This window comes from bacterium (genome assembly GCA_023150945.1).
Taxonomy (GTDB): Bacteria; Zhuqueibacterota; Zhuqueibacteria; order Zhuqueibacterales; family Zhuqueibacteraceae; genus Coneutiohabitans.
In genome coordinates this window covers 1-22,681 of the sequence record JAKLJX010000043.1, presented here as the reverse complement: position 1 = coordinate 22,681, position 22,681 = coordinate 1, and the positions used below count along the sequence as shown (strand labels likewise).

The window sequence follows — 22,681 nt, the reverse complement described above, 5'->3', positions numbered from 1 at the left end:
ACGTTGCCGAATTCAGCATGCGAGGGATGCACAGCAATCTGCCCGCCGCTCTGCCGCGGCGGCACAAACGTGAGTCCCGCCAAACCATAAACCCCGGTGGCGCCGACCAGAGTACCAACGGCAGTGCTGGTGTCAATCGTGATTAAGCTCCAAGGATTCGAGCCTTCGGAGGAGGTCAACCCGTAAAGCACACCCGTGCTGTCAAACGCAAGATCGGAAATCGAACTGGCAAAACCGGTCTGGCCAACCAGCGTCGCCGCCCCGGTGGCAGGATTGAGCTTGTAAATCTCATCGCTGCCCTGCCCGCGGGAGGCACAGAGCGCGCCGGTGGTGGGATTGAAGGACAGCCCGAGCAAGTAAGAAACGCCGGTATTGCCCACCAATGTCGCCTCTCCCGTCGCAATGTCGATCCGATAAAGGCTCGGGTCGTAGGAGTCCGACCGAATCCCATAAAGCTCGCCAGTGCCATTGAAAGCCAGACCTCCAACACTATACAGGTATGACCCGCTCACGGCATTGCGTAGCCGCGCCACAAACAGGCCTGCGCCAGTGACCGGATTGATCCGCAACAGCAAATAACCGTAGCCAATCGCAAAAAGATCGCCCGCTTGATTGGCCGCCAGATCCTCGACACTGTTGAGGCCAGTCACCCCGACGACCGCGCCGCTGCCCGAACCCGGATCCAGCGAATACAGATAGCCCTGGTTTTGGTAATAGGTATTGGACGCCAGCAGCGCTCCCGCCTCGGCGGCAGGCGGAATGCCCAGCGAAGGCCCGGTGGTGAGAACCAGCGTTTCCGTCACGCTTCCGCCCACCAGTTGGTCGATGACCACCTCGAGGGTGATGACCGTCCCTGCCGGCGTGCCCAGTTTGATACCAATGGTCCACGGGTTATCCGCCGCTCGCGTCTCTCCCGCTGAAATCGTGCCGAAATAGACGTAAGTATCGATGCCTATCGCCGGCTCGCTCGGGCTGTTGAAATAGGCGCGCACCTCATAAGCTTCAGCGCCATCGTTGCGCACGCGCGGGTAAATGTCGATGATCTCGCCGCCGTTGATGATGCCATCGCCATTGCCGGCGCGATGCACCACAATACTGCTGTCCAGCAGCGAATAGCCGGGCTTGAGATAGCCATTCTTCGCCGCCTCGCGAAATTGCTGGCGCCGACTCTCCTGCCGCGCTTGAATCTCCTGGCTGGCCGGTTGCGAATCATCCAGCACATAGCCGTCCAGCACCAACGGCCCGCCCGCCGGCAGCGGCGGACCCGTGATGATCGCGAAACTGTCGGTGAAAGGCCCGGCGTTGGTGGCGGTGATCGTGACACTAAACTCAATCTCGGCGCTCTCCGGTGTGCCTTCTGCCACGCGCATGTACCAACCGTAGCGTTCCTCACTCACGCCCGTTGCCACCGTGCCAAAATTGGCATTGTTGCCGTAGATCGTCACATACGGACTCGTGCTGGTGATCGTGGCCTGCACGCCCAATGCCGCCTCTGTGCCGTTGTTGCGCAGTTTGGCCGGCAGCTCTATTTGCTCGCCGCCATTGGCAATGCCATCTTGATTGCCGGCATAATCGGAAACTCTTACGCTCTCGAAAGCCAACGCGACGCCCGGCACAATGCCATAGCCAGTCAACGAAAGTTGGACTTCAGGATCGTCGGCATCGTCGCTGGCAATCACGATCGTCCCCTGCGCCACACCCGGCTGCTGGGGCGAGAAGCTGGCATCGAATGGCGCGGTTTCTCCGGCGGCCAAAACCAACGGCAAGGCCGGCAAATTGTCCAGCGCAAAGGGTGCTCCCGGAGAGATGATGCTGCTCACTGTCAAGTCCGCAGTCCCCGCATTCCGAATCGTCACCATCGCTGGCGGACTGGCTTCGCCGGCCATCACAGTGCCGAAAGCAATATTGGCCGGAAACACTGAAATCTGGGGTCCTGCTTGCAAGGGGATGGAAACGACGGCGAACTTTTGCAGCCGCGCGGCGACGTCCGCATGGTTATCAATCCTCAGGAAGAACGTGCTTTCCGCGAGGAATGAGATGTCCAACAGATGCAGACCAGACCAGGTGCAGTTTGAGGCTGCCATCCCGGAATAGACCAACGTGCCTGCTGCCGAGGGTTCGGAGGCATCGACGGCATAAATGTCAAAGCTGCCATCCTCGCACGCCTCGAAATGCTGAAAGGCGATGATTTTGGAATCCGGCACCGGCAGCGGGCCCCAGGTCTGGTCGAAGCCGCCGTAACCGAGCGGGTAGCATTGCTCGCAGGCCTGCGCATGGGTAAGAAACGATCGCGTATAGACCGGCTCAACCGACCATGCCAGCACGCTGTGCCGGGAAGAGACCAGCAACATGGTATTGCCGGCCTGGACTTCGAGGTAGCGGTCCGCAACCCACGTCGCCGTGTTGACGCCGTCGGAAACAGTCAGCCGGACGGAATAGACTCCTTCATTCACAAAAGTCCAAGCCGGATTCTGCTCTTGCGAATCGACAATGCCGTCGTCTTCAAAATCCCACTCCCAGGAGATGATACTTGTCGAGTCTGTCGCACTGGAGAAATCACTGAATTGGACGGTGTAAGGCGCGATGCCTTCATGCCGATTGTCGGTAAAGAATCGCGCTGCCAGCGAGGAGGTGAAGGAGGAGAAATCCGGACTGCCGTCAGATTGGAAATACCAAGTGAGGTCAATGCGGGCCCCGGCATCGAGAAACCTGTCGATCCGCAAGGCAGCATAGTAACCAGTCGCGGTATTGTGAAACAAAACAAATTCGCCGGCGCCTACCGGCCCGACCGCCCAATCGTCGTATGGATAAATAGAAGCATCAGCGATTTCAGAAATATCGGAGATGCCGGTCACATGCGCCACTTCCGTCGATTCATTGTAACCATAGAACCATGCGTGGGTGGCGGTATTCCTCGACCACCATCCGAGAATTCCGCTTTGAACCGGCACCAAATAATCAAAAGCCAAAGCGGGACCGCCTTCCCACCAATCATTGATGAAGCCGGTCAAAACTCCGGAACTGGCCGCCGGAGAGGTTATGGCAGGAGCGGCCAACCTCGGCAGTTCGATGTGACGATACTCATCATGAGACTTCGGCGGAAGGTTTTCAATCCGAGCATTTCCACTGACCAGATGAGATGCGGCTCGCGAGCGGCCTTCGTCCCCCTGACTCGCGGCAGTAACAGAAAGCCCGAGCAGTGCAATCCCAACAAGATGCGCCGTCTTCATGTTGCCCTCCAGTTCACTTGCACGTTGTTTGATGCAATCGCTTTGTTTTGACTTTGCAAACTGCATCAGATTTTTTTCTGAGTTGGAGGCAGTAAACGCCCAGCGTCTCAATTCCTGCTTGACCGCCTCGCACTGCCGCCGCCAGCCGGCCCGACCGTCACGCTGCTGGGGGCCTGGGACACCAGAATCCAATAGCCATGGGTTGGTTCGGTCTGCAGAGGGTCAATCATCTCATAGCTCTGGCCGGCCGCCTGCCAGCCAAACATGGCGGCGATGCTGCCCGCGGGAGCGTCCGTAACCGGCGCCGGCTGCAACGTCGCTCCGATCAAATCCCAGCCGGTCGCAGCGTAGCTTTTCGTGTAAGTTTCCAAAGCCTGGCCGCAGACTTCCACCGTTGCCGGCTCTGCCATAAGCAACCAATAGGCTTTGGCCGGCGCCAGCGTGTCAGCGAGTTGATAGGACTGCGCAGCGTATACCCACTCGAAAGCCGTGACGGCCGTGGGAAACAGGGCACTCACTTGCGCTGCTGCGGGAATCACCGGCAGTGAGATCAAATACCACGCGCCTCCACTCACGGGAAAGTCAAATGTCACGCAAACCTCGCCGGCATTGGTGGCACCGATGGTCGCCGGCTGTTGCACGAAGTCAGCGACGTCATCGTCGGTGTCGTGGCCATTGGGCAGCCGGGCAATGGCTTCGTCGGCGGCGCTGGTGGCATCGCCGCCGCCCGCGCCGCCATCGGGTGCGCCGTCGCCGGCGCCATCGCCCTCGGCATCATCGCCCAACTCGACGTCATCAACTATCTCTCCGCCGCTGTTCTTGAGAATGAGATAGACGTCGTTGTTCAAATTACCGGGTGGGTTGCCGATGACGAGATACTCGCCGGATTGGAAAAAAGAAGGATTGCCGCCCTGGCTGAACACCAGCCTGACCGCGCTGCCGGGGTTGGCGAAATTGAGGATTTCGGGAGTGGTATCGACGAATTCGATCGTCCAGCCGCTGCTTTCGGTGAGGTCAACCGGCGTGTCGCCGGCATTGAAAAGCTCGACCCATTCATCGGTGGCGGAAATCGCACCGTTGCCCGGAACGGCATCGAAGGGCGAGCCATTGCCGCCAGCAGAATCATCCCAATCCTGCTGTGGGTCTGTAACGACTTCGTTGATGCGGAGGAGTGGCAAAGTGCGCGTGTGCCCACTGGCCGCCGGCTGGTGGCGGCGCCCAAGCTCGACGCGATGGGCCGCATGCGGCTGCGCTGAAAGCGAGCCGGTGAACAGGCTCAACTGCAACACAACACAACGAGCAAATGTGGCCTCTGAGCGAAAAAGCATCTCGGCCCCCTGCTGTGCAGGAACCCAAACAGCCCAACCGGGCACGCCCGCAGAATTGCATCAGTTGCAATACGCTACGCTGCCCAGAGATTCTTGATCGGCGCGGAAAGGCCGCGCACAGGCGAGGTATGATTGAAGCGATTTAACCACTGGGAGAAGTCGGAGGCGGCTGTGACTTGTGAGCGGGAAAAACCAGGAGATCGGAAGCCGGAAGGAGTGTACCTTCTCCCCACATGCAATTCACACTGCAGCCCGATAAAATTGGCGGCGCAAGATGCAAAACCGCTGCGGCAATGTCAAGCGATTTTCCATGATGCCGCTCTTTTTCTTCGCGGCGTCGTGATTTTGCCCAGGCTTTGGTCATGCACTGACCCGCGTGGGCTTAAAACCTGTCCGCCGCGTGATTGAAACCGTGCTGCGGCGGCAACGCCAGCTTAATACCATCACACTGCTGGCGGCGCAGAATGTCTCACTTCCAGGTGGAGTTCACGCCCCGGTGCGTGTCATGCCGGGTGCGTGCCACCTGACCTTAGAGTTGCGTGAAATTGTTCGTGTTCTTCCAAAAACACCACCTCCCGGGCGCTTCGTGATGAACAAGTGCGAGTCCTATTCAGCTTGCACACGCTGCGGGGCCAAGCGCCCGGGCGGTTTCTCTATTTGTGGACAGACACTGGTCCTCCGGCATGTGAGGCTATTCGGCCACGCCTGCGGGCGCCGGCCGCGAAAAATCTTGACTGCGCTGGAGAATCGTCCGCTCAATACTGCCGGTTCAGATGCGCCGCACGGGTCACTCCCGGCCAGTCATCGGTGCGGAAAGGCGAGGCCGGCAGGCCCTCACGATTGAACAGATTGCACACGGGATTGCTCGACCAGGCATAGCGCACTGCCACCGGTTGCTGCACTTGCGGATGGCTGACCACCACGGTCTTGCCCTCGATCTCCGCGCGCGCCCACACGAATTTGCGATCGGGACCAGCCATGGCAAAGCCCTGCAGCTCTTGCCCGCCGCCGGCCAGCAAGCCGCTGCCGGTGTGATCAAAGAACAAGCGAACGCGATTGTTCTCGATTTTCATCTTCGTGTAGAGTGGACCGGAAGGCACGAGCTTCTCGCCATAGGCAACCCGGCGCGCCTGCAGCGCCAGGCGATCACCCACGCCCTGCTTGTTGCCGGGGTGAATGTCATTGGCGTCGCCGATGTCGATGGCCACTGCCATGCCGGTGTTGCGTTCAGCCAAAGCCATGGTTTGTGCCTCGCGCAGTTCCGCCCAGTCGCTATCCACCGGCTCGGCATTCGCCGCCTGGTAATTGGCAAGCTGCACAAAGAGAAACGGAAAATCGCCTTGTTGCCATTGCCGGCGCCAGTCTTGAATCAGCAACGGAAACAGCGTGCGATACTGATAGGCGCGGCCGGCATTGCTTTCACCTTGATACCAAATCGCGCCGGCGATGGCATAGGGAATCAGCGGGGCAATCATGGCGTTGTAGAGCACCGTCGGCCGGTTGGGCGTCAGCGGCGAAGGCGGCGGCAGCGGGATATCCTGCAACCGCAAACCGGTTTTGTAGTACCAGGCGCCGGCGAGCGAACCTCGCACGGAATCGCTTCCCACCCAATAAAGCTGCTCCGGCTTGCCGTAGAAACCGCCGAGACCGCCGGTATCGAGCACCCGCACGGCAATCACATTGTCGCCGGCTTGCACCAAGTCCGCCGGCACTTCGTACTGCCGCGGTGCATTGAACACGCTGGTACGGCCGATTTCGCGGCCATTGAAGAACGTCCAATCGAAATCATCAATCGGCCCGAGGTGCAGCCGCAATTTCTGACCGGCTGCTGTTTCGGGGAGATTGACGTGCTTGCGGAACCACACCAGGCCATCGACGTCCGGCATGCCGGCGCGTTCCCACGCCGTAGGCAATGCCATCATCTGCCAGCTTTGATCATCGCGCTTGGGATCAAACCACGGCAAGCCCTCGCCGGCAGCTTTGAGATCCAACTCGGCAAGCTGGCGGTGCCAGCCCTGCAAGTTCTGCTCGTAAGAGGCTTGATTGAAGATGCTGTCCCGCGCGGTCTGCTCGAGGATTTCAACAAAGCCTTTGAGGTCCGGAATGGCCTTCAAAGAAGCTCCGCTGGTCCAGGCTTCCACCACGGTTCCACCCCACGCGCTTTGAATCAGGCCCACCGGCACGCCGAGCTTTTGCTGCAGGTGGCGGCCGAAAAAATAAGCGGTGGCGGAGAAGTTCTTCACGCTGGTGGTGTCGCACACTTTCCAGCCTTCGGTGTCAGCCTCGCTTTGCAGCTTGGTGCTCTTGGCACGCTTGATGATGATCAACCGCAAATCGGGATGATTGGCGGCGGCGACTTCCTGCCGGAAATTGTTTACCTTCGCCCACGTGCTCACCAGGGGCATTTCCATGTTGGATTGGCCGGAACACAACCACACTTCGCCGACCATGACATTACGAAAGCGCAACGTGTCGCTGCTCCCGACCACGAGTTCGTAAGGTCCGCCCGCGGGCACAGGATTCAAATTCACCCGCCAATGGCCCTGGGCATCAACCCGTGCGGTCTTGCGTTGTTGGTGAAATTGCACGGTTACGGTGGCGCCCGGCACCGAGGTTCCCCAAACCGGGATTTTCATTTTCTGCTGCAGCACCATGTGATCGGAAAAAATCGCCGGCAGCTTGGTTTGCGCGCCGGCTGTGCTCCAGGCCAGCGCCAGCAGCAGCATGAACACGGTCCACTGCGAAACGCGATGGTTGCTTATCATTCTTTCCTCCTTGAATCAAATTTTCAGACAACGGCTTTGGTGACACGGATCAAAATTTGCATGCGCTTTTTCGCGGCGATTGCGGTCGCTGCAACACGCCAATCGCCTCTCTCTCCAACAACTGCCGGAGGCTTGATCATGCCGCCCCACATCTCCCGTAGAATAGCGAGCGTTCTGCTCCTGCTTGCGCTGACGAGCCGCGCTGCCGGACAGGCCAACGTCACCGTGGATGGCAACCAAACCTATCAGACCATTCGCGGCTGGGGCGGCAACAGCTACAGTTGGATTCTCAACGGTTGGAACGGCTGGTCGAATCCGCGCGTCTATGCTATCGCCTTCAACGAGCTGGGCACCACGCACGTGCGCCTGGTCACAGAATTCGGCTGCTGGGAGGCCAGGAATGACGACGAGGATCCCGAGCATTTCAACTGGGAGTATTTTGCCTCGCGCTTTGAGCAGCACGATACCGAGGCCCTGCTGGTGCAGAGCGATTTCAACATGATGGACAGCCTGGCGCACCGCTTCGGCAAACAGGTGCTGCCCGGCATTTGGAACGTGCCGGATTGGATGGTCACCGATTCCACCCTCACACGCGAACGCGATTTGCCGCGCAGCAAGCACGCCGAATTCGCCGAGTCCGTGGCCGCCTATTTGCTCTGGGCGAAAAATCGGCGCGGCATTCTCATTTCAGAAATCGTTCTTGCCAACGAGCCGGACGGCTATCAAGTGGCTTACTCTCCCGCGGAACTGCGCGATTTGATCAAAACCGTGGGCGCCAAATTTCGGCGCGAAGGCCTCACCACCAAAATCGTCGCGCCGGATTTGGCCTCCCCCTACTACGATCCCGAGCAATGGGTGGCGCCCTTGCTGGCGGATTCGGTGGCCGCCTCCTACCTCAGCGCGATCTCGTATCATACCTACTTCGTCGACGGCGGGCCGGATCAGTGGAATGCGAAATTCGAGCGCATCGCCGAGCTGGCCCAGAGCAAGGGACTCGCGGTTTACTTCACTGAAATCGGTACCACGCCGTGGAACATTCCCAACACCACCTGGCCCTGGGCCTTCGAGTGCCTGCAAATGTGGCACAATGTTCTCACGCACGGGAACGCCAGCCGCGGTTACCAATGGGCTTTGCTGGGCAGAGATCAAGCCGTGAATGCCGATGCCAGCCGCAATCCGATTTTTCATGCGCTGCAGCAATTTTTTCTGCACGTGCCCGTGGCTGCCCGGCGCGTGGCCGCGCAGTCCTCGCATCCGGATCTGCTGGCAAGCGCCTTCAAACATGCCGCCCAAGCGAGCCTTACGATCGTGCTGATCAATCGCGCGCCGACAGCGCTCACCGTGAATCTCACTCTGCAAAATCTGAAGGTGTCTTCGCTGGAGGCCTTTCGCACCTCGGCGCAGGAACCACATCGCCAACTCGCAAGCCTGCCGGTGGCCGCCCGGAACCTGCAGGTGACACTCGCCAGTCAGACGATTTTGACTTTGACCGGCAGCCTGGTACCGGAAAAGGATGTGAGGCCTCCCTCTCCTCCCACCGGCGTGCGCGTCAGGCTGCAGTGAGTCGAACTGGCGCCGGCGTCGTCTCAGCTCTGCTGCGGGAAATGGCGGTAATCGCCGGGCGCAAACGTTTTCACCAGCCGCGGCGTGGCCCAGGGTATTCCCATCTCGCTGAGAAAGAGATTCTGTTCCGCGGCGGCCAGCAGATGGCGGTCGAGCTCGCGCACGCGGCGGAAGCGGCCTTTGGTGTTGGGCGGAAACATCTCCCAGTCCTCGACTGCTTCGATGAAAGCCGGCGGCACCGTGACGATCTCCGGGCAGCTTTCGTGCATGGCATTGATCGTGAGCGTTTGGCAGCGCGCGATCTCGAGCGAGCACAGCGGCTCGGCGTCCTGCCGAATCGCCTGCACCAAATCGCGCATGCCGTGGTAGCGCCATTGCGGGTGGATTTCATTGTCAAACTGCTCGACCGTGCCCTCGGCATAGACGACGTTCGTTGTGCCGTTGTCGCCCTCCCACCGCACCCTTCCCCGTTCACACGTGATTTTCATTTGCGGGCCGATCGCGCTGGCGGCCGCGTGCGTCAACAACACGTGGCAACGCACTCCCTCCGGCGTGGTGAATTTCATCTGCAGCGTGTCACAGCTTGCGATGGGATAGGCGCGATAAAGCTCGGCGCGCAGTTGCGCCGGCACGGCAGCGGCATGCTCCTGCGCTGAGGCGAGATAGAGGGCATTGAGCAAGTAATGGGAATGCGCATTATTGGCCGGACTGTCCAGCACCCAGTGTTTACCGGCGCGCAGCTTGCCCGCCCATTCATTGCGACTGTAGTACTGCTCGCTGCGCGGCCAACTGCACAGCAGCGTGATCGTTTGCGCGCGTCCAAGCCGGCCGGAAAAGAGGCGCGCCTTGAGCTGCTGCATGGCGTTGCTGTGAATGTGCTGAAAGCCCACGGCGATTTTCCTTCCCGAGGCGTTGCGGCTGGCAATCAGGTGGTCAACCTCTTGCACGGTGGCGGCGAGCGGCTTTTCGCAATAGACATGCAATCCGGCAGCGAGCGCGGCGGCGCTGACCGGCACATGCTGATGAATGCCGATCGGCACGGTGAGCACGTCAGCCGGTGCGCCCGCGCTGAAGAAATCGTCGATGCTGTCGAACAGCCGGACGCCCGCCGCCTGCAAAGCCGCCACCCGTTCTGGAAAGCGGTCGCGATCAACTGCAATGGCGATGACGCCAGTGAGCCGGGCCAGCCCCTGTTGCGCCAGCCATGCCACCGCCTCCAGGTGCACGGCGGCGTAGCCGCCGAGGCCAATCACGACAAATCGCAAAGGCTTCATCTTTTCTCTCCGCAGAATGAGACGCGCGTGACGCTGCAATATATCCGCCGCGGCACAAAACGCCAACGGAAATTTGCGCCGGCCGGCGGTGCTGCGGCAATCGACCGAAACTGCGAATCTTTATCGCCAAAGAAGCCTGGAATCACGCGGCAGGAATTATTACTCAACAAAACCTTGTTGCTGCACACTGCTGCCTTTTGCTTCTGCTTGTCATCGCAAACCCAGCCCACACTCACCGCCTCGAGGAGCTGCAATGAACACCCAGGTGACCGCCCCGCAAATTGCATTCTATCAAGACAATGGCTTTCTCATTCTGGAAAACTTCCTCACGCCGGCGGAAGTGGAAGAAATCATCGCCGCGGTCTCGGAAGCCGTGAGCCAAATGGGCAAACAGAAAGTCGCCGGTGAAGGCAACAAAGATTTGGTCGAGGGCGAATCGTTCTACGACAAGGTTTTCGTCCAGCGCCTGAATTTGTGGAAGATCAATCCCACCATTAAGAAATATTTTCTCAGCCCGGAACTGGGTGAAATGCTGTGCCAGCTCACCGGCGCCTCGGGCATGCGCGTGTGGCACGATCAAACCCTGCAAAAGCAGCCCTGGGCCAACCCGACGGCCTGGCATCTCGACAACCCCTATTGGTCGTTTCACTCGCCACAAGCCATTTCAATTTGGATCGCGCTCGATGAGGCAACGTTACAGAACGGCTGCATGTACTATTTGCCCGGTTCGCACAAACTCGCGCGCTACGACAATGTCGACATTGGGCAGAACATGGATGCCCTGTTCAAGTACTATCCCGAATTCAGAAACCTCGAGCCGGTCGCGGCGGTGATGAAGCCCGGCACCGCGGGCTTGCACAACGGTTTGACCGCACACGGCGCGGGTCCCAACATGACCCCGCGCTGGCGCCGCGCCATGACCTGCGCCTACATGCCCGAAGGCGCGACCTTCAACGGCAATCAAAACATTTTATCGAAAGATCAAGTGGCCAAACTCAAAGTCGGCGATCCGTTGAATGACGACAGCCAGAACCCGCTGATCTGGCCCAAGAAATAGAGCAACAACATCAACCGCAAAGGCGCAAAGCGCGCAAAGAAATTTTCTTTGCGTTCTTCGCGCCTTAGCGGTTGGCTTTTGCAGTCTGGCTTTCAGTTTCTGAAAGAGAATCGTGCACGTCTGCTCATGCTCCACCTCAAGACTTCCTCTGGCGTTTGGGAAAAGTTCTGCGCGCAGATTTTGGATTTTCTCAAGGCCGACCTCATCACCATGCCCATCGAGGGCGCACGCGTGCGCGGCTTTCGCTCGCCGGATACGCCGGCCTTGTGGATTCGCGATCATTCCGACATGCTGCGCGGCGGCAAATACTTCGAACCGGACATGCAGAGCGCGGTGAATTGCTTCGCGCACACGCAAGCCGCCAACGGCCGCATTTTCGACTATGTCACCATCTTCCCCGAAAAACTTCCCGGCGAGCGCGAGAATTGGGAAAAATGGGTGCGCGTGCCGGTGGAAGCCGATGTTGAATATCGCTTCGTCAAAGCCGCCTACCTCGCCTGGCAAGCCACCGGTGATGACGAGTGGATCGCGCAACTTTTGCCGCAATTGGAACGCGCGCTGCACTACATGAGGTCGTCGCCCTTGCGCTGGGATCAAAAGCATCAGCTCGTGCAGCGGCCCTACACCATCGACACTTGGGACTTCGACTACACTGCCGGCCGCTCGCCCTGGCTGAATTTTCAGATTACCGATCAAACCTATTGGGGCATTTTTCACGGCGACAACAGCGGCTTTTATGAAGCTGCAGAATTGCTCGCGAAGCTGCACAGTCATCTTGGTGATGAAGAAAGCGCGGCGCGCTGGGCTGAAACAGCCGCGGGCGTGCGCAGCCGCGCCAATGCCCTGCTCTTCGACGGCCGCTTCTACACTCATTTCTTCAAACTCACGCCGGTGACGATTGCGGGCGTGGACGAGGCCGCGCAACTGAGCATGAGCAATCCCATGGCCATCAATCGCGGCATGGCCACACACGCGATCGCAGTGGCGATTCTCAATGAATATCAACGCCGGCAGCAAACTGCCAAAGCCTTTGCGCCCTGGTTCGGCATCGATCCCGCGTTCCCGGGCGGAATATTTGGCGATGAGATACTCGTGCCGGGCGCGTACATCAACGGCGGCATTTTCCCGCTCTGCGGCGGCGAATTGGCCCGCGCTGCCTTTGAGCATGGTTTCGAACACTTCGGCTACAAGACGCTCGAGCTGTATCGCAATATGATTGCTGCCAGCGGTGAAACCTATCTTTGGTATTTTCCCGATAGCACGGCTTCTTCGATTGAAACCAGCACCAGTCCGGAGGCCATGCCCACCGACGGGTGGGGCTCTTCGGCCATGTTGTATGCTTTTGTCGAAGGCTTATGCGGTATTCAGGATTTAGAGCATTCGTTCCGGCGGGTGCGCTGTGCGCCGCGCTGGGCCGCGACCGAAGAAAGGCAGGTTGAAATCAAAGTTGGCTATGCCGCCTCGGGCGCCACGTTCGGCTATCGCTATCACTTGCAGGAAGGCATGCTGCAGATGCAACTCGCGGCGTCCGGCGCGCGTGTGGAATTGCAGATCCTGCTGCCGGGCAACAGCCAGGCCCGCAGTGTGCGCTGGAATGGCGAGGCCGTGGCATTCGAAAATCGCGAAGTGGAGACGAGTCACTATGTCGAGGTGCAAGGTAAAGTGACGAACACGGCAGAGGTGATCATTCAATTTGAGAGCGCTTAATCATGGCAAACTTCAAGCATGTGAGGCAACCCGCGAGCTTTCTACTGGCAGGCGGTTTGTTTCTTATCCTTCTCTCCCTCCCGGTCATGGCACAAACTCAACCGAAACTCTATGCCGGCCTGGTGAAATCCAAAGGCTATGTGGTCGGCTCCAAGCTGGCGGCCAGCGGCTTGCACCGCTACGACGGCGATCAAACCTGGACGCACATGGGCTGGAACATGCCGCGGGTCAGCGCGATCACGCAGGATCCCAACAATCCGGATATCATCTATCTTGCCTGCGGCAGCGGCGCGGCCCGCACGCGCGATGGCGGCAACTCCTGGCGCATGACCACGGATGGGCGCGTGACCGAAACGCAGGACATCTGCGTCGATCCCAATGCCCCGCAGCATGTTTATCTCGCCACGGCCTATGGCCTCTGGGCCACCAAAGACGGCGGCGAAACCTGGCAGGAAACCAACAGCGGTTTGCCGAAGAGATTCACTCAGAGTGTTGAAGTCGATCGTGCCCAAGCCGGCCGCGTGTTCGCCGGCACTGAGGGCGGATTGTATCTCTCCACCGACGGTGCCGCACACTGGTCATTGGTTGGTCCGCCGGGAGTCACGATTCTCGATCTCGAGCAATGTGCGTCGGCGCCGAATGTTTGGCTGGCCGCAACGCAGGATCGCGGGGTGTTGCGCTCGCAGGACAATGGCAACACCTGGGAGTTTGCCAAGGGCAGCCTGGCGCAAACCGTGATTTATGCGGTCGGTATCGACCCGCGCAACCCGAAGAACATGTCGGCCGTGGGTTGGGGCGCCGGCGTGATGGTGAGTATCGATGGCGGCGCCACCTGGCAGGATCGCAGCGCGGGACTACCGGTGCGCAATTGCTATGAAACCGCGTTCGATGTGAATCAGGCGGGAAGATTGTGGGTCGCGACGTTTGAGGAAGGCATTTTCTATTCGGATAATTTCGGCCGCACCTGGACCGATGCGGGCATGCACGGCGCGATTGTGTTTGATTTGGTTTTTCTGAACGGTAAATAGTCTTTGAAGATTGGCAATATAAACGAAGAAAATTTTGCAGCAAGGGTATTGGGGAAAGGCCGCGTATTCACCACAGGCGCTGGACGCCATGTTTATCAAATTGAGAATCAATACTTACAAGAGGCAGATTCTCAACCAAGCTTTGCGCAATGATGAGCCGGTCAAAGGGGTCACGATGATGAAATGGGAGTCTCTCAACCAGCCCCAAATGAGGCAGGGCGATGGGAAGCAGATCAATATCATTCTCCTGAAGCTGGCGTGGCATCAAAGCATCAAAGGGCAGCTTCAATACAATCTTGCCCAAGCTTGCCTTGATTGCGATCTCCCATAAACTGACGATACTCAACAGCCGCTTGTTCTCGGGTTCTTCAATCAGACCACGAGCGCGCAAACTGAGCGATGCATCGTCTTTGATGAACCACAAGAAAGCATGTGTATCCAGCAACAAGTTCATTCCATGAATTCCTTGAAATCTTCCAAGGGCGCGTCGAAATCCGCGGCAATTTCAATAAAACCCTTTGCGCTGCCAGCCTGGATCCGTTTCGCAGGAGAAGGCGGCTCCGCGCCGACAGAGACCAATTTCGCCACCGGCTTTTGGTCTTGCAGAATGAGGACTTCTTCCCCGTTGATCGCCTTCTCAAGCAGGGCGGGAAACGACTTTGCCGCTTCTTCAAGACTGACTTTGCACATGGCAGGATTTTCCGATGTAGAGTTCATGTAGGCTGAGTTTGCGCAGCCAATCTAAGCCTTCCCTTTGGCAAATGCAAGAAGTTAGATGAAAGACAAGAGGCAAACGCAATGCTGATCAACCGCTATACAGTGGAACCGTGCGGAGCTCTGCAAAGAACCATGAACATGACCTCCGAGTTTATCATGAGTGCGGCGCTTTGCCTTGCCGCACTATTCTTCCTTGCTGTCATCTCAACCACCGCCTACAGCCTGCCGCGCCTCAACCGTGCTGAGCAAGTGCACGCTTATCAAACGCGCGCCGATTCGTTGATCCGTTACTACGCGCAAGCCACGCCCGCCAGTGACCTCAGCCGCGGCGGGTACATTGAGATCGCCGCGCGCTTGCACCGCAACCAGGACATGCCGTGGGTGCTTGCCCGCCTCGATACCCTCATGCAAAAACCTTCGGGTGACATGTTCTGGATGTATCCCTTCATCACCGTCACCTACGCGGGCCGGCACAATCTGCCGCCGGCGTATCAACAACGCATGCGCGAGATGTGGCGCACCTATCATCCCTATCGCGGCGACACCGAGAATCACTGGGCGATGTACTACACCGCGCTTTATCTCATCACGCAAATGTATCCCAACGAGCCGGGCGAGCGCTGGTACAACGGCCGCAGCTCGCAAGAGACGTTTGCCGAAGCGCGCGAATACTTGATCGAATGGATGAATATTGCCACCACCATCGGCCAGGGCGAATACGACTCGCCGGATTACTTTGGCGTGTTTGTCGTGCCCATGGCCCAGCTTTATGCCTGGGCCGAAGAGGCGGAAATGAAACAACGCGCCGCCATGATGCTGGAGTGGATTCTCGCGGATTTTGCGGTGGACAACCTCAACGGTCTTTACACCGGCGGCCACAGCCGCACGTATCCCAAGCAAGTGAAAGAGCAGTGGGACGTGGGTTCATCGGCTTTTGCCTGGCTGCTGTGGGGCAACACGCCCTTCCGCCCCACTGGCGAAGCGGCGATTCTCGCATTAAGCGGTTATCAACCGCCGGAGATCATTCACAACATTGGCGCCGACCGTGCGACGCCATTCGTTCACAAAGAACGCAAACGCACGCGCCATCGCATTCGTTTCAGCGAGATGAAGAACGCGCCGGTTTACAAATACTCCTACATGAGGAAAGAGTATGCGCTGGGCTCCACTCAGGGCGGGTTGTTGCAGCCAATTCAACAGCATACTTGGGACCTCACCTGGTCGGTTGATGATCCGCGCGGCAAGCACAACACGTTTTTCACCATTCATCCTTACTCCTCTCCCACTGAACTGGGCATGTATTTCGCCGAACATCTCGGGCCCATTACCGAGTTGGTGGTGCGCTCGAAAACCACCTATGACTCACCCGACAAATGGACCGGCGGCTCGCCACACGAACAAGTGTTTCAACACGAAGATGCTTTGATCACATTATGCGATGTTCCACCGGGCACACGCTTTCCGCATTTCGCCGGCTTTTTCTCGAAGGATTTGTCGCGCCGCGAAGAAGACAAGTCGGGCTGGATTTTCGCGCAGGGCGGCGAGGCGTTGATCGCGTTTTACCCGCTGGCGAAATATGAATGGCAGCAGGATCCAGACGGTGATTGGCGTCTGCTGAGCAAGCAGCTCAAGAATGGTGGAGTCGTGCAAATCGCGCCGGCAGCGGATTATGCTTCGTTCGAAGCGTTCAAGCTGGCCGTGAAAGCGTTGCCGCTGAAGACAACCACCAAACCCAAGCCCGGCGTGCGCTTCACCTCGTTGCGCGGCGCACAGATGGAATTCACCTACGATGAAACGCCGCGGGTGAATGGCGTGACCGTTGATTATGAGAACTGGCCGTTGTTCGGCGGGCCGTTCATGCACGCGGACAAGGGCAGCCGCAAGCTGGAGCTGCGTTATGGCAAGCTGCGGCGGGTGTTGGATTTCAATACACTGACGATTTCGGAGTCGGTGGGGAGATAGCGGAAGCACTTGGGCGGTGTTCGAGGAAACGACCTGTCGCTCAAACGAATCTTGTTCCGTGTCAAGCATTGAGGTGAATGATTGCACCTGCCTTGATCGTCCGCAGTGCGTCTTGCACTGCTGGCATAAGTTGGCGCAGGGTATCAAAGGTATTATCTGGAGCTTGCAACACAACAATGGCAAGATTGATTGCGCTCAAATTTTGTTGATATTCCAAGCTTCCATCGATGGTGACAAAGACATCAAACTGAGCAGCCTGCATCAACCCGATCAAAGCACCGTTTTTGATGCCGGCCCATCCCATTTCTTGCACGCGTTTCACCTCATGGCCGCGTAGCTCACGCTTGAGTCGTTTGGGCAGGCACTCGTCAAGCAGCACTTTCATATGCTGTTTGTTCCAAGAGTTTCTCTTTCAACAATTCCAACACCGCCAACGCCTGTTCTTGTTTGACGGTGGGAAAATCGTCAAGAAACACGTTCACCGTGTGACCGTGTTCAAGATAGTCAAAGAGAGTTTTCACTGGCACCCGTGTACCGGCAAAGACGGGAATGCCACCCAAGATTTCCCGATCACTGGTGATAAGTTTTGATTGAGCCGTCATGCTTGATCTCTGCTGCTTTGACCCTGAATGAAAACTGAACTTTTCCACCGCCAAAGATAGCACAAATTCCGAATCCTGCAAGCTCGGTTTTCACGCAGCGCAGACGAGAATCATCTGAACGCTGGCGCATGCGGCCTCGAAATCGAGTTCCAAAAGTCAGACGTTGATAAGCCACTCTCACCTATGCAAAGACGACAATTTCTCAAATCGACAGGCGGGTCTCTGGCCGGGATGATGGGCTTGTCCGCTTTCGCAAAATCATCCCTTCAAGTCAACCAGCCGGCAATAAGCGGCGCCGGCCGCGCAATCGACCCGCGTGACGAAGCCTTTTGGGCCATGGTGCGCGAGCAATTCCCGCTCACGCGCGAGCGCATTTATCTCAACACCGGCGGACTCGGGGCCTCGCCCTACGTTGTCATCGAGGCAGTGAAGAACAAGATCACCGAGCTGGAGCGCATCTGCGAGACCGGGCACAGCGAGGAGCTGTGGCATGACATCAAATCCAAGGCCGGGCAAATTCTCGGTTGCAAGCCGGAAGAGCTGGCCTACATGCGCAATGCCACCGAAGGCATCGCCATCGTCTGCAACGGCCTGCCGCTCAAGCGCGGGGATGAAGTCATCACCACCACGCACGAACACGTGGGCAACACGCTTTCCTGGCTGGCGCGGCAAAAGCGCGACGGCATCGTGATGAAAGCATTCGAGCCTTCCACGCATTCCGCGCAGGAGAATTTGGAGCGCATGCAAAAGCTGCTCACCAAGCGCACGCGCGCCCTCAGCATCCCGCATATCACCACTTCCACCGGACAAATTCTGCCGGTCAAGCAAATCGGAGAATGGGCGGCGGCCAACAAGCTATGGTATTTCGTCGATGGCGCGCAAGCCGCGGGCATGCTGCCCATGAATCTGCACGAGATTGGCTGTCACGCCTACGCCGCCAGCGGCCACAAATGGCTGCTGGGTCCCAAAGGCACGGGGCTGCTGTATGTGCGCGCAGATGCCCTCGATCTCATCGAGTCCAAATATCTCGGCGGTTATTCCAACACCGGCGAATTCGACATGATGACGGGTGCGTTTCAGTTTCATCCAACGGCGCAGCGCTACGAATACGGCACCGTGAGCACGCCGTTGTTCGCCGGACTCGGCGCTGCCATGGAATTTTTGCTGAAAATCGGCATGGAGAATATTTGGCGGCGCGATCATGCCATGGCCACTGCGCTGAAAGAGGGCTTGCTCAAATTGGGCGTGGAAGTCAACTCCCCGCAAAATCCCGAAGAACACGGCGCGATCATTACGTTTACCTTGAGAAATATGGAGCGCAGCAAGCTGCAGAACTTCCTGGCAGAGAAATACCAACTGCGCACACGCGGCATTTACGAAGGCGGCCTGGATGCGATTCGCATCTCGCTGCATCTCTACAACTCTTTCGCTGACGTCGACAAGGTATTGGAGGGTGTACAAGCAGCGAGCAAAATGGAGTAATGAAGACTTGGAGTTTTGAAGCTATGGATTTCCAGCACTCCATTTCCCCATCCCTTTGGAGGTGAAGCATGCGCATCGGTTTTGTGACAGATGAAATCTCTGCGAACGTTGAAGAAGCCCTCAACATTGGCGTGTCATGGGGCATTCTTGATTTTGAACTGCGGGTGATCGGCGACAAGCGCGTGCCGGCAGTGGCGCCGGGCGCGGTCAAACAGATCATCGCGCTGCAACAGAAATACGATCTGCGCATCACCGCGCTTTCGCCCGGCGTGCTCAAGGGCGCGGTGCATGACGAAGCGTTATGGAAACGTGAGCTGCAGGAAACTCTCCCCGAGACCTTTCGCCTTGCCCGTTTGTTTGACACGAAGACCGTGATCGTCTTTGGCTTTCAGCGTTCACCTCAGGACGTTCCCGGCGACGAAAAGATCGCTGTGGAGATTTTCCGGCAAGCGGCGCGAGCCGCGCACCAGCACGGCTTGATGCTGGCCATCGAAAACGAGCCGGGCTTTTGGTGCGATACCGGCGTGAACACCAGCCGCATCATCGCGCAGGTGAATTCGCCGGCGCTGCGCGCGAATTGGGATCCCGGCAATGCCGTGGGCACGGATGAGCCCCCCTACCCCGACGGCTACCATGCGTTGAAACAATGGATCGCCAACGTACACGTGAAAGACACCATCAAAGGCTCATTGGTGGAATGTGTGCCGGTGGGCGAAGGCAAAGTGGATTGGCAAGGGCAGTTGCGTGCGCTGGCGCGCGACAAAGTCGTCGAGCATGTCACCATTGAAACGCATTGTTTGCCATTGATCGAGAATTCAAAAAAGAATTTGGAAGTGGTGCGCCGGATGCTGGCTGAGGTGAAATAGATCGGTGATTCGAATGATCGAGTTCTTGGACAATGACAAAGGGAAATGTCATTCAGAAGGAATCCTGTGACGTACTTGCGGTGACACCTAAGACTTCACAAGATTCCTGCAGGATGACAGGACAATAGCGGGTGAGTCTCTCGAAAGCATCGGCACGCAAACCGCCAACAATTAGCAAATTTCTTCTTCATCCATTTGCCGGGTGAGGTCAGATTTCAGAAAGCTACTCATGCAACTGACATATCACTTCATCTCCCATTCCCACTGGGATCGCGAATGGTACAAAACCTTCGAAACCTTTCGCCTCGATCTCGTGGATATGATCAACGCGCTGCTCGATATTTTCGCGGCTGATCCGGAATTCAAGCATTTCACTCTCGACGGCCAGACCATCGTGCTCGAAGACTATGCTGCGATCCTGCCGCAACGCGCGGCTGAGTTGCAGCAACTGATTCAAGCAGGAAAGATTTCTATCGGGCCGTGGTACATTTTGCCGGACGAGTATCTGGTCTCCGGTGAATCCACCGTGCGCAATTTGCTCATCGGTAAAAAAGTGGGCGCTGCCTATGGGCCGGTGATGCCGGTGGGCTACATTCCCGACTCCTTCAGTCACCTCGCCATGATGCCGGCGATTTTGCGCGGCTTCGAGATGGACACGGCGATTGTCTATCGCGGTTTTGGCGGAGAACCGGGACAGGAAAAATCCGAATATCGCTGGCGTGCGCCGGACGGCTCTGAAGTGCTAATGATTCATCTGCCGCCCAACGGCTACGGCGATGCGTATCTCGGCGAAAACAATGACAAAGCCTTTCGCCGCAAAGCCCAGGAGCTGAAGGCGATTCTCGATCCGCGCGCCACCACCCCACATCGTTTGTGCATGAATGGCGGTGATCATCATTTCCCCGAGCCGTATTTGCCACAAGCGTTGCGCGTGATGACTGCACAGGGCGAAGGCGAATTCATCCACAGCAGCATCCCGGCTTATGTCGAAGCGGTCAAGAATCATTTGCGCGAACATCAAATTGAGTTGCGACAAGTCGAGGGCGAATTGCATTGGGGCTTTCGCTATGCCTTTGCGGTGCAGTCGGGCGTGAATTCCTCGCGCATGTACATCAAGCAAGCGAATCATGCCGCGGAGAAATTGCTCACGCGCTACGTCGAGCCGCTGGCCATGTGGGCAACGCTGGCAGGCCGGCAGCAGCTTTTCCCCATGCTGGAACACGGCTGGAAACTCCTGCTGCAGAATCATCCGCACGATTCGATTTGCGGCTGCAGCATCGATGCCGTGCATCGCGAAATGATGACGCGCTTCGAAAAAGTGCAGCAGGTGGGTGAAGCGATTATCGACAAGTCCGTGCGCCGGCTTCATCCCGATGCCTGGGAAGGCCATGAGAGTGTTTTGGTTTTCAATCCGCAGATGCGCAACGCCAGCCAGGTAGTGGCCGCGCCGGTCGAATTCTTCCGCCAAAAGATCGTGGTGGGATTGAATCCGACCGTGCGCGTCAGAAAGCCGCTGCCGCTCATTGCCGGTTTTTGCTTGCGCGGTGAAAAGGGCAATGAAGTGCCTTATCAAGTCTTGCAGCATGAACCCGAAGGGCACGGCTTGCGCTACAGCGACTATTCCTATCCTTCCAAACGGCTCACCGAACGCTTTCATGTGTTGCTCGATGCGGCGCAAGTTCCCGGTCTGGGCTTCGCGCGCTACCGCGTCGAATTGCAGGAAAGCATGCCGGTTTATCACAGCAGCTTGCGCACGCAGGAAAATGTTCTGGAAAATGATTTTCTGCGGGTGGAGGCGCAGGCCAATGGCGCCATCAACCTGCAGGACAAGCGCACCGGCGAACATTTCTCCGGCTTGCATGTGTTCGAAGACGGCGGCGATGCCGGCGATGAATACAATTATTCCTACCCGCGCAAGGATGCGGTTTTCACCTCGCACGACGCTGCGGCATCAGTGACCCTCGTAGAAACCGGACCTTTGCGCGCCACCATCGAGATCTCCCTCACGCTTTCTCTGCCTGAAGGCTTGACCGAGTCGCGCCGGAGCAGAGCGCGTCGCCGCGTACAACTGCCGATCCGCACGCGCGTGAGTCTATATCACAATCAGCCGTGGGTGGAATTTCAAACGACGGTGGAGAACAACGCAAAAGATCATCGCTTGCGCGTGTTGTTTCCGTCGGGATTTCGCACGAACATCAGTTATGCCGACAGTCAATTTGGCCTCACGCGGCGCGAGCATCATGCCGTCAATCCTGCTGAATACAAAATCGAAGTGCCGACGGCCGTGCATCCCATGCAGCGCGGCGTGACCATTCTGGAAGGCGAACGCGGTTTGACGATTGCCACGGCCGGGATGCCGGAGTATGAATTGAAAGCGGAAGAACCGGGTACGCTCGCCCTCACGTTGTTGCGTTGCGTCGCGCGGCTTTCCGGCGGCGATCTGCTCACACGGCCAGGCGGCGAAGCTGGCTGGATCACCTACACTCCCGAAGCACAATGCCCGGGCGTGCACACGTTTCGTTACGCGATTATTCCGCACACGGCGCCGCAGTTCGAAGCGTACGGCTATGTCAATGAACAGTTGGAGAGTTTTCATCTGCCTTTTTTGGCCATGCGACGAGGCGGCGATCCGGCGGTTGATCTCGCACAATTTGGCATGGCGCTTTCGCCCTCATCGCTCGTGGTCTCCGCATGCAAGCCGGCAGAGGATGAGCAAGGATTCATTTTGCGTGTGTATAATCCCACCGCTGCCAGCGTGCCGGGCGAATTGGCTTCAGCGTGTGCGCTGCGCTCGGTTTGCCTGACAAACCTCAACGAGCGTGATTTGCAGGAATTGCAGATTGAAGCGGGCAATCGCGTGCGGTTTGAAGTTGGGCCCGGGCAAATCCTTTCGTTGAGATTGAAGTTCGTAGTCCGCTTGTAGTCGCGCCTTCAGGCGCTCGCCCATAACCCGGGCAAGCTGGAATCAAAAGGTAAAAGCGCACGCAAAGGCGCAAAGATGCAGAGAATCCGCAAAGAAAGACTTAGGGTTTGTTAAAAAATAAGCTTTACAATTAAATATTTTGTGTTATCTTGTAGACATGCACAATTTAAAGGCCTA

Annotated in this window: 16 protein-coding genes; 8 read left to right on the top strand and 8 right to left on the bottom strand. The window is 57.8% G+C overall.

What is annotated here, in order from left to right:
• The 3 genes from L6R21_27640 to L6R21_27630 all read right to left on the bottom strand — a co-directional run.
• Positions 1-3,011, bottom strand: a 3,011-nt coding sequence (locus L6R21_27640; GenBank protein MCK6562982.1) for a choice-of-anchor D domain-containing protein, incomplete at its 3' end; no start/stop codon positions are given.
• 326 nt (positions 3,012-3,337) lie between these two features.
• Complete coding sequence (locus L6R21_27635) at positions 3,338-4,558, bottom strand: lamin tail domain-containing protein (GenBank protein MCK6562981.1); 1,221 nt, start codon at positions 4,556-4,558, stop codon at positions 3,338-3,340.
• Between the two features lie 755 nt (positions 4,559-5,313).
• Entirely contained in the window at positions 5,314-7,323 is a 2,010-nt protein-coding gene (locus L6R21_27630) for a 9-O-acetylesterase (protein MCK6562980.1), read from the bottom strand.
• Between the two features lie 138 nt (positions 7,324-7,461).
• On the opposite strand from L6R21_27630, the gene L6R21_27625 reads away from it, so the two are divergent.
• The gene (locus L6R21_27625) at positions 7,462-8,886 is read left to right on the top strand and encodes a hypothetical protein (protein MCK6562979.1); all 1,425 of its coding nucleotides are present in this window, start codon (positions 7,462-7,464) and stop codon (positions 8,884-8,886) included.
• 23 nt (positions 8,887-8,909) lie between these two features.
• On the opposite strand, the gene L6R21_27620 is transcribed toward L6R21_27625, so the two are convergent.
• Positions 8,910-10,160: a Gfo/Idh/MocA family oxidoreductase gene (locus tag L6R21_27620; GenBank protein ID MCK6562978.1), complete on the bottom strand. Its 1,251-nt coding sequence runs from the start codon at positions 10,158-10,160 to the stop codon at positions 8,910-8,912.
• A gap of 253 nt (positions 10,161-10,413) precedes the next feature.
• On the opposite strand from L6R21_27620, the gene L6R21_27615 reads away from it, so the two are divergent.
• The 3 genes from L6R21_27615 to L6R21_27605 all read left to right on the top strand — a co-directional run bounded on the left by L6R21_27615 (position 10,414) and on the right by L6R21_27605 (position 13,952).
• Positions 10,414-11,217 carry a phytanoyl-CoA dioxygenase family protein gene (locus L6R21_27615; GenBank protein ID MCK6562977.1) on the top strand — a complete coding sequence of 268 codons (804 nt, stop codon included), beginning with the start codon at positions 10,414-10,416 and terminating at the stop codon, positions 11,215-11,217.
• A 126-nt stretch (positions 11,218-11,343) separates the two neighbouring features.
• The gene (locus L6R21_27610; protein ID MCK6562976.1) at positions 11,344-12,924 is read left to right on the top strand and encodes a hypothetical protein; all 1,581 of its coding nucleotides are present in this window, start codon (positions 11,344-11,346) and stop codon (positions 12,922-12,924) included.
• A gap of 2 nt (positions 12,925-12,926) precedes the next feature.
• Positions 12,927-13,952, top strand: a complete 1,026-nt coding sequence (locus L6R21_27605; protein ID MCK6562975.1) for a hypothetical protein — start codon at positions 12,927-12,929, stop codon at positions 13,950-13,952.
• Positions 13,953-14,019: 67 nt separating this feature from the next.
• Here L6R21_27605 and L6R21_27600 read toward each other — a convergent pair whose 3' ends face one another.
• Both L6R21_27600 and L6R21_27595 read right to left on the bottom strand, forming a co-directional pair.
• On the bottom strand, positions 14,020-14,406 hold the full coding sequence (locus L6R21_27600; protein ID MCK6562974.1) for a type II toxin-antitoxin system VapC family toxin: 387 nt from the start codon (positions 14,404-14,406) through the stop codon (positions 14,020-14,022).
• The gene (locus tag L6R21_27595) at positions 14,403-14,642 is read right to left on the bottom strand and encodes a DUF2281 domain-containing protein (protein ID MCK6562973.1); all 240 of its coding nucleotides are present in this window, start codon (positions 14,640-14,642) and stop codon (positions 14,403-14,405) included. Before L6R21_27595 ends, L6R21_27600 begins: the two co-directional genes overlap by 4 nt.
• Positions 14,643-14,801: 159 nt before the next feature.
• On the opposite strand from L6R21_27595, the gene L6R21_27590 reads away from it, so the two are divergent.
• Positions 14,802-16,631: a hypothetical protein gene (locus L6R21_27590; protein MCK6562972.1), complete on the top strand. Its 1,830-nt coding sequence runs from the start codon at positions 14,802-14,804 to the stop codon at positions 16,629-16,631.
• A gap of 61 nt (positions 16,632-16,692) precedes the next feature.
• Here L6R21_27590 and L6R21_27585 read toward each other — a convergent pair whose 3' ends face one another.
• Together L6R21_27585 and L6R21_27580 are read right to left on the bottom strand one after the other, a co-directional pair.
• Positions 16,693-17,016 (bottom strand): hypothetical protein, encoded by a 324-nt coding sequence (locus tag L6R21_27585; protein MCK6562971.1) that lies wholly within the window; start codon positions 17,014-17,016, stop codon positions 16,693-16,695.
• On the bottom strand, positions 17,000-17,233 hold the full coding sequence (locus tag L6R21_27580; GenBank protein ID MCK6562970.1) for a DUF433 domain-containing protein: 234 nt from the start codon (positions 17,231-17,233) through the stop codon (positions 17,000-17,002). Before L6R21_27580 ends, L6R21_27585 begins: the two co-directional genes overlap by 17 nt.
• A gap of 240 nt (positions 17,234-17,473) precedes the next feature.
• On the opposite strand from L6R21_27580, the gene L6R21_27575 reads away from it, so the two are divergent.
• From L6R21_27575 to L6R21_27565, 3 genes are all read left to right on the top strand, one after another.
• A complete protein-coding gene (locus L6R21_27575) occupies positions 17,474-18,715 on the top strand; it encodes an aminotransferase class V-fold PLP-dependent enzyme (GenBank protein MCK6562969.1) in 1,242 nt (413 codons plus the stop codon).
• Between the two features lie 68 nt (positions 18,716-18,783).
• Positions 18,784-19,581: a sugar phosphate isomerase/epimerase gene (locus L6R21_27570; GenBank protein ID MCK6562968.1), complete on the top strand. Its 798-nt coding sequence runs from the start codon at positions 18,784-18,786 to the stop codon at positions 19,579-19,581.
• A gap of 229 nt (positions 19,582-19,810) precedes the next feature.
• Positions 19,811-22,504: a glycosyl hydrolase-related protein gene (locus tag L6R21_27565; GenBank protein MCK6562967.1), complete on the top strand. Its 2,694-nt coding sequence runs from the start codon at positions 19,811-19,813 to the stop codon at positions 22,502-22,504.
• Positions 22,505-22,681: the final 177 nt, after the last annotated feature.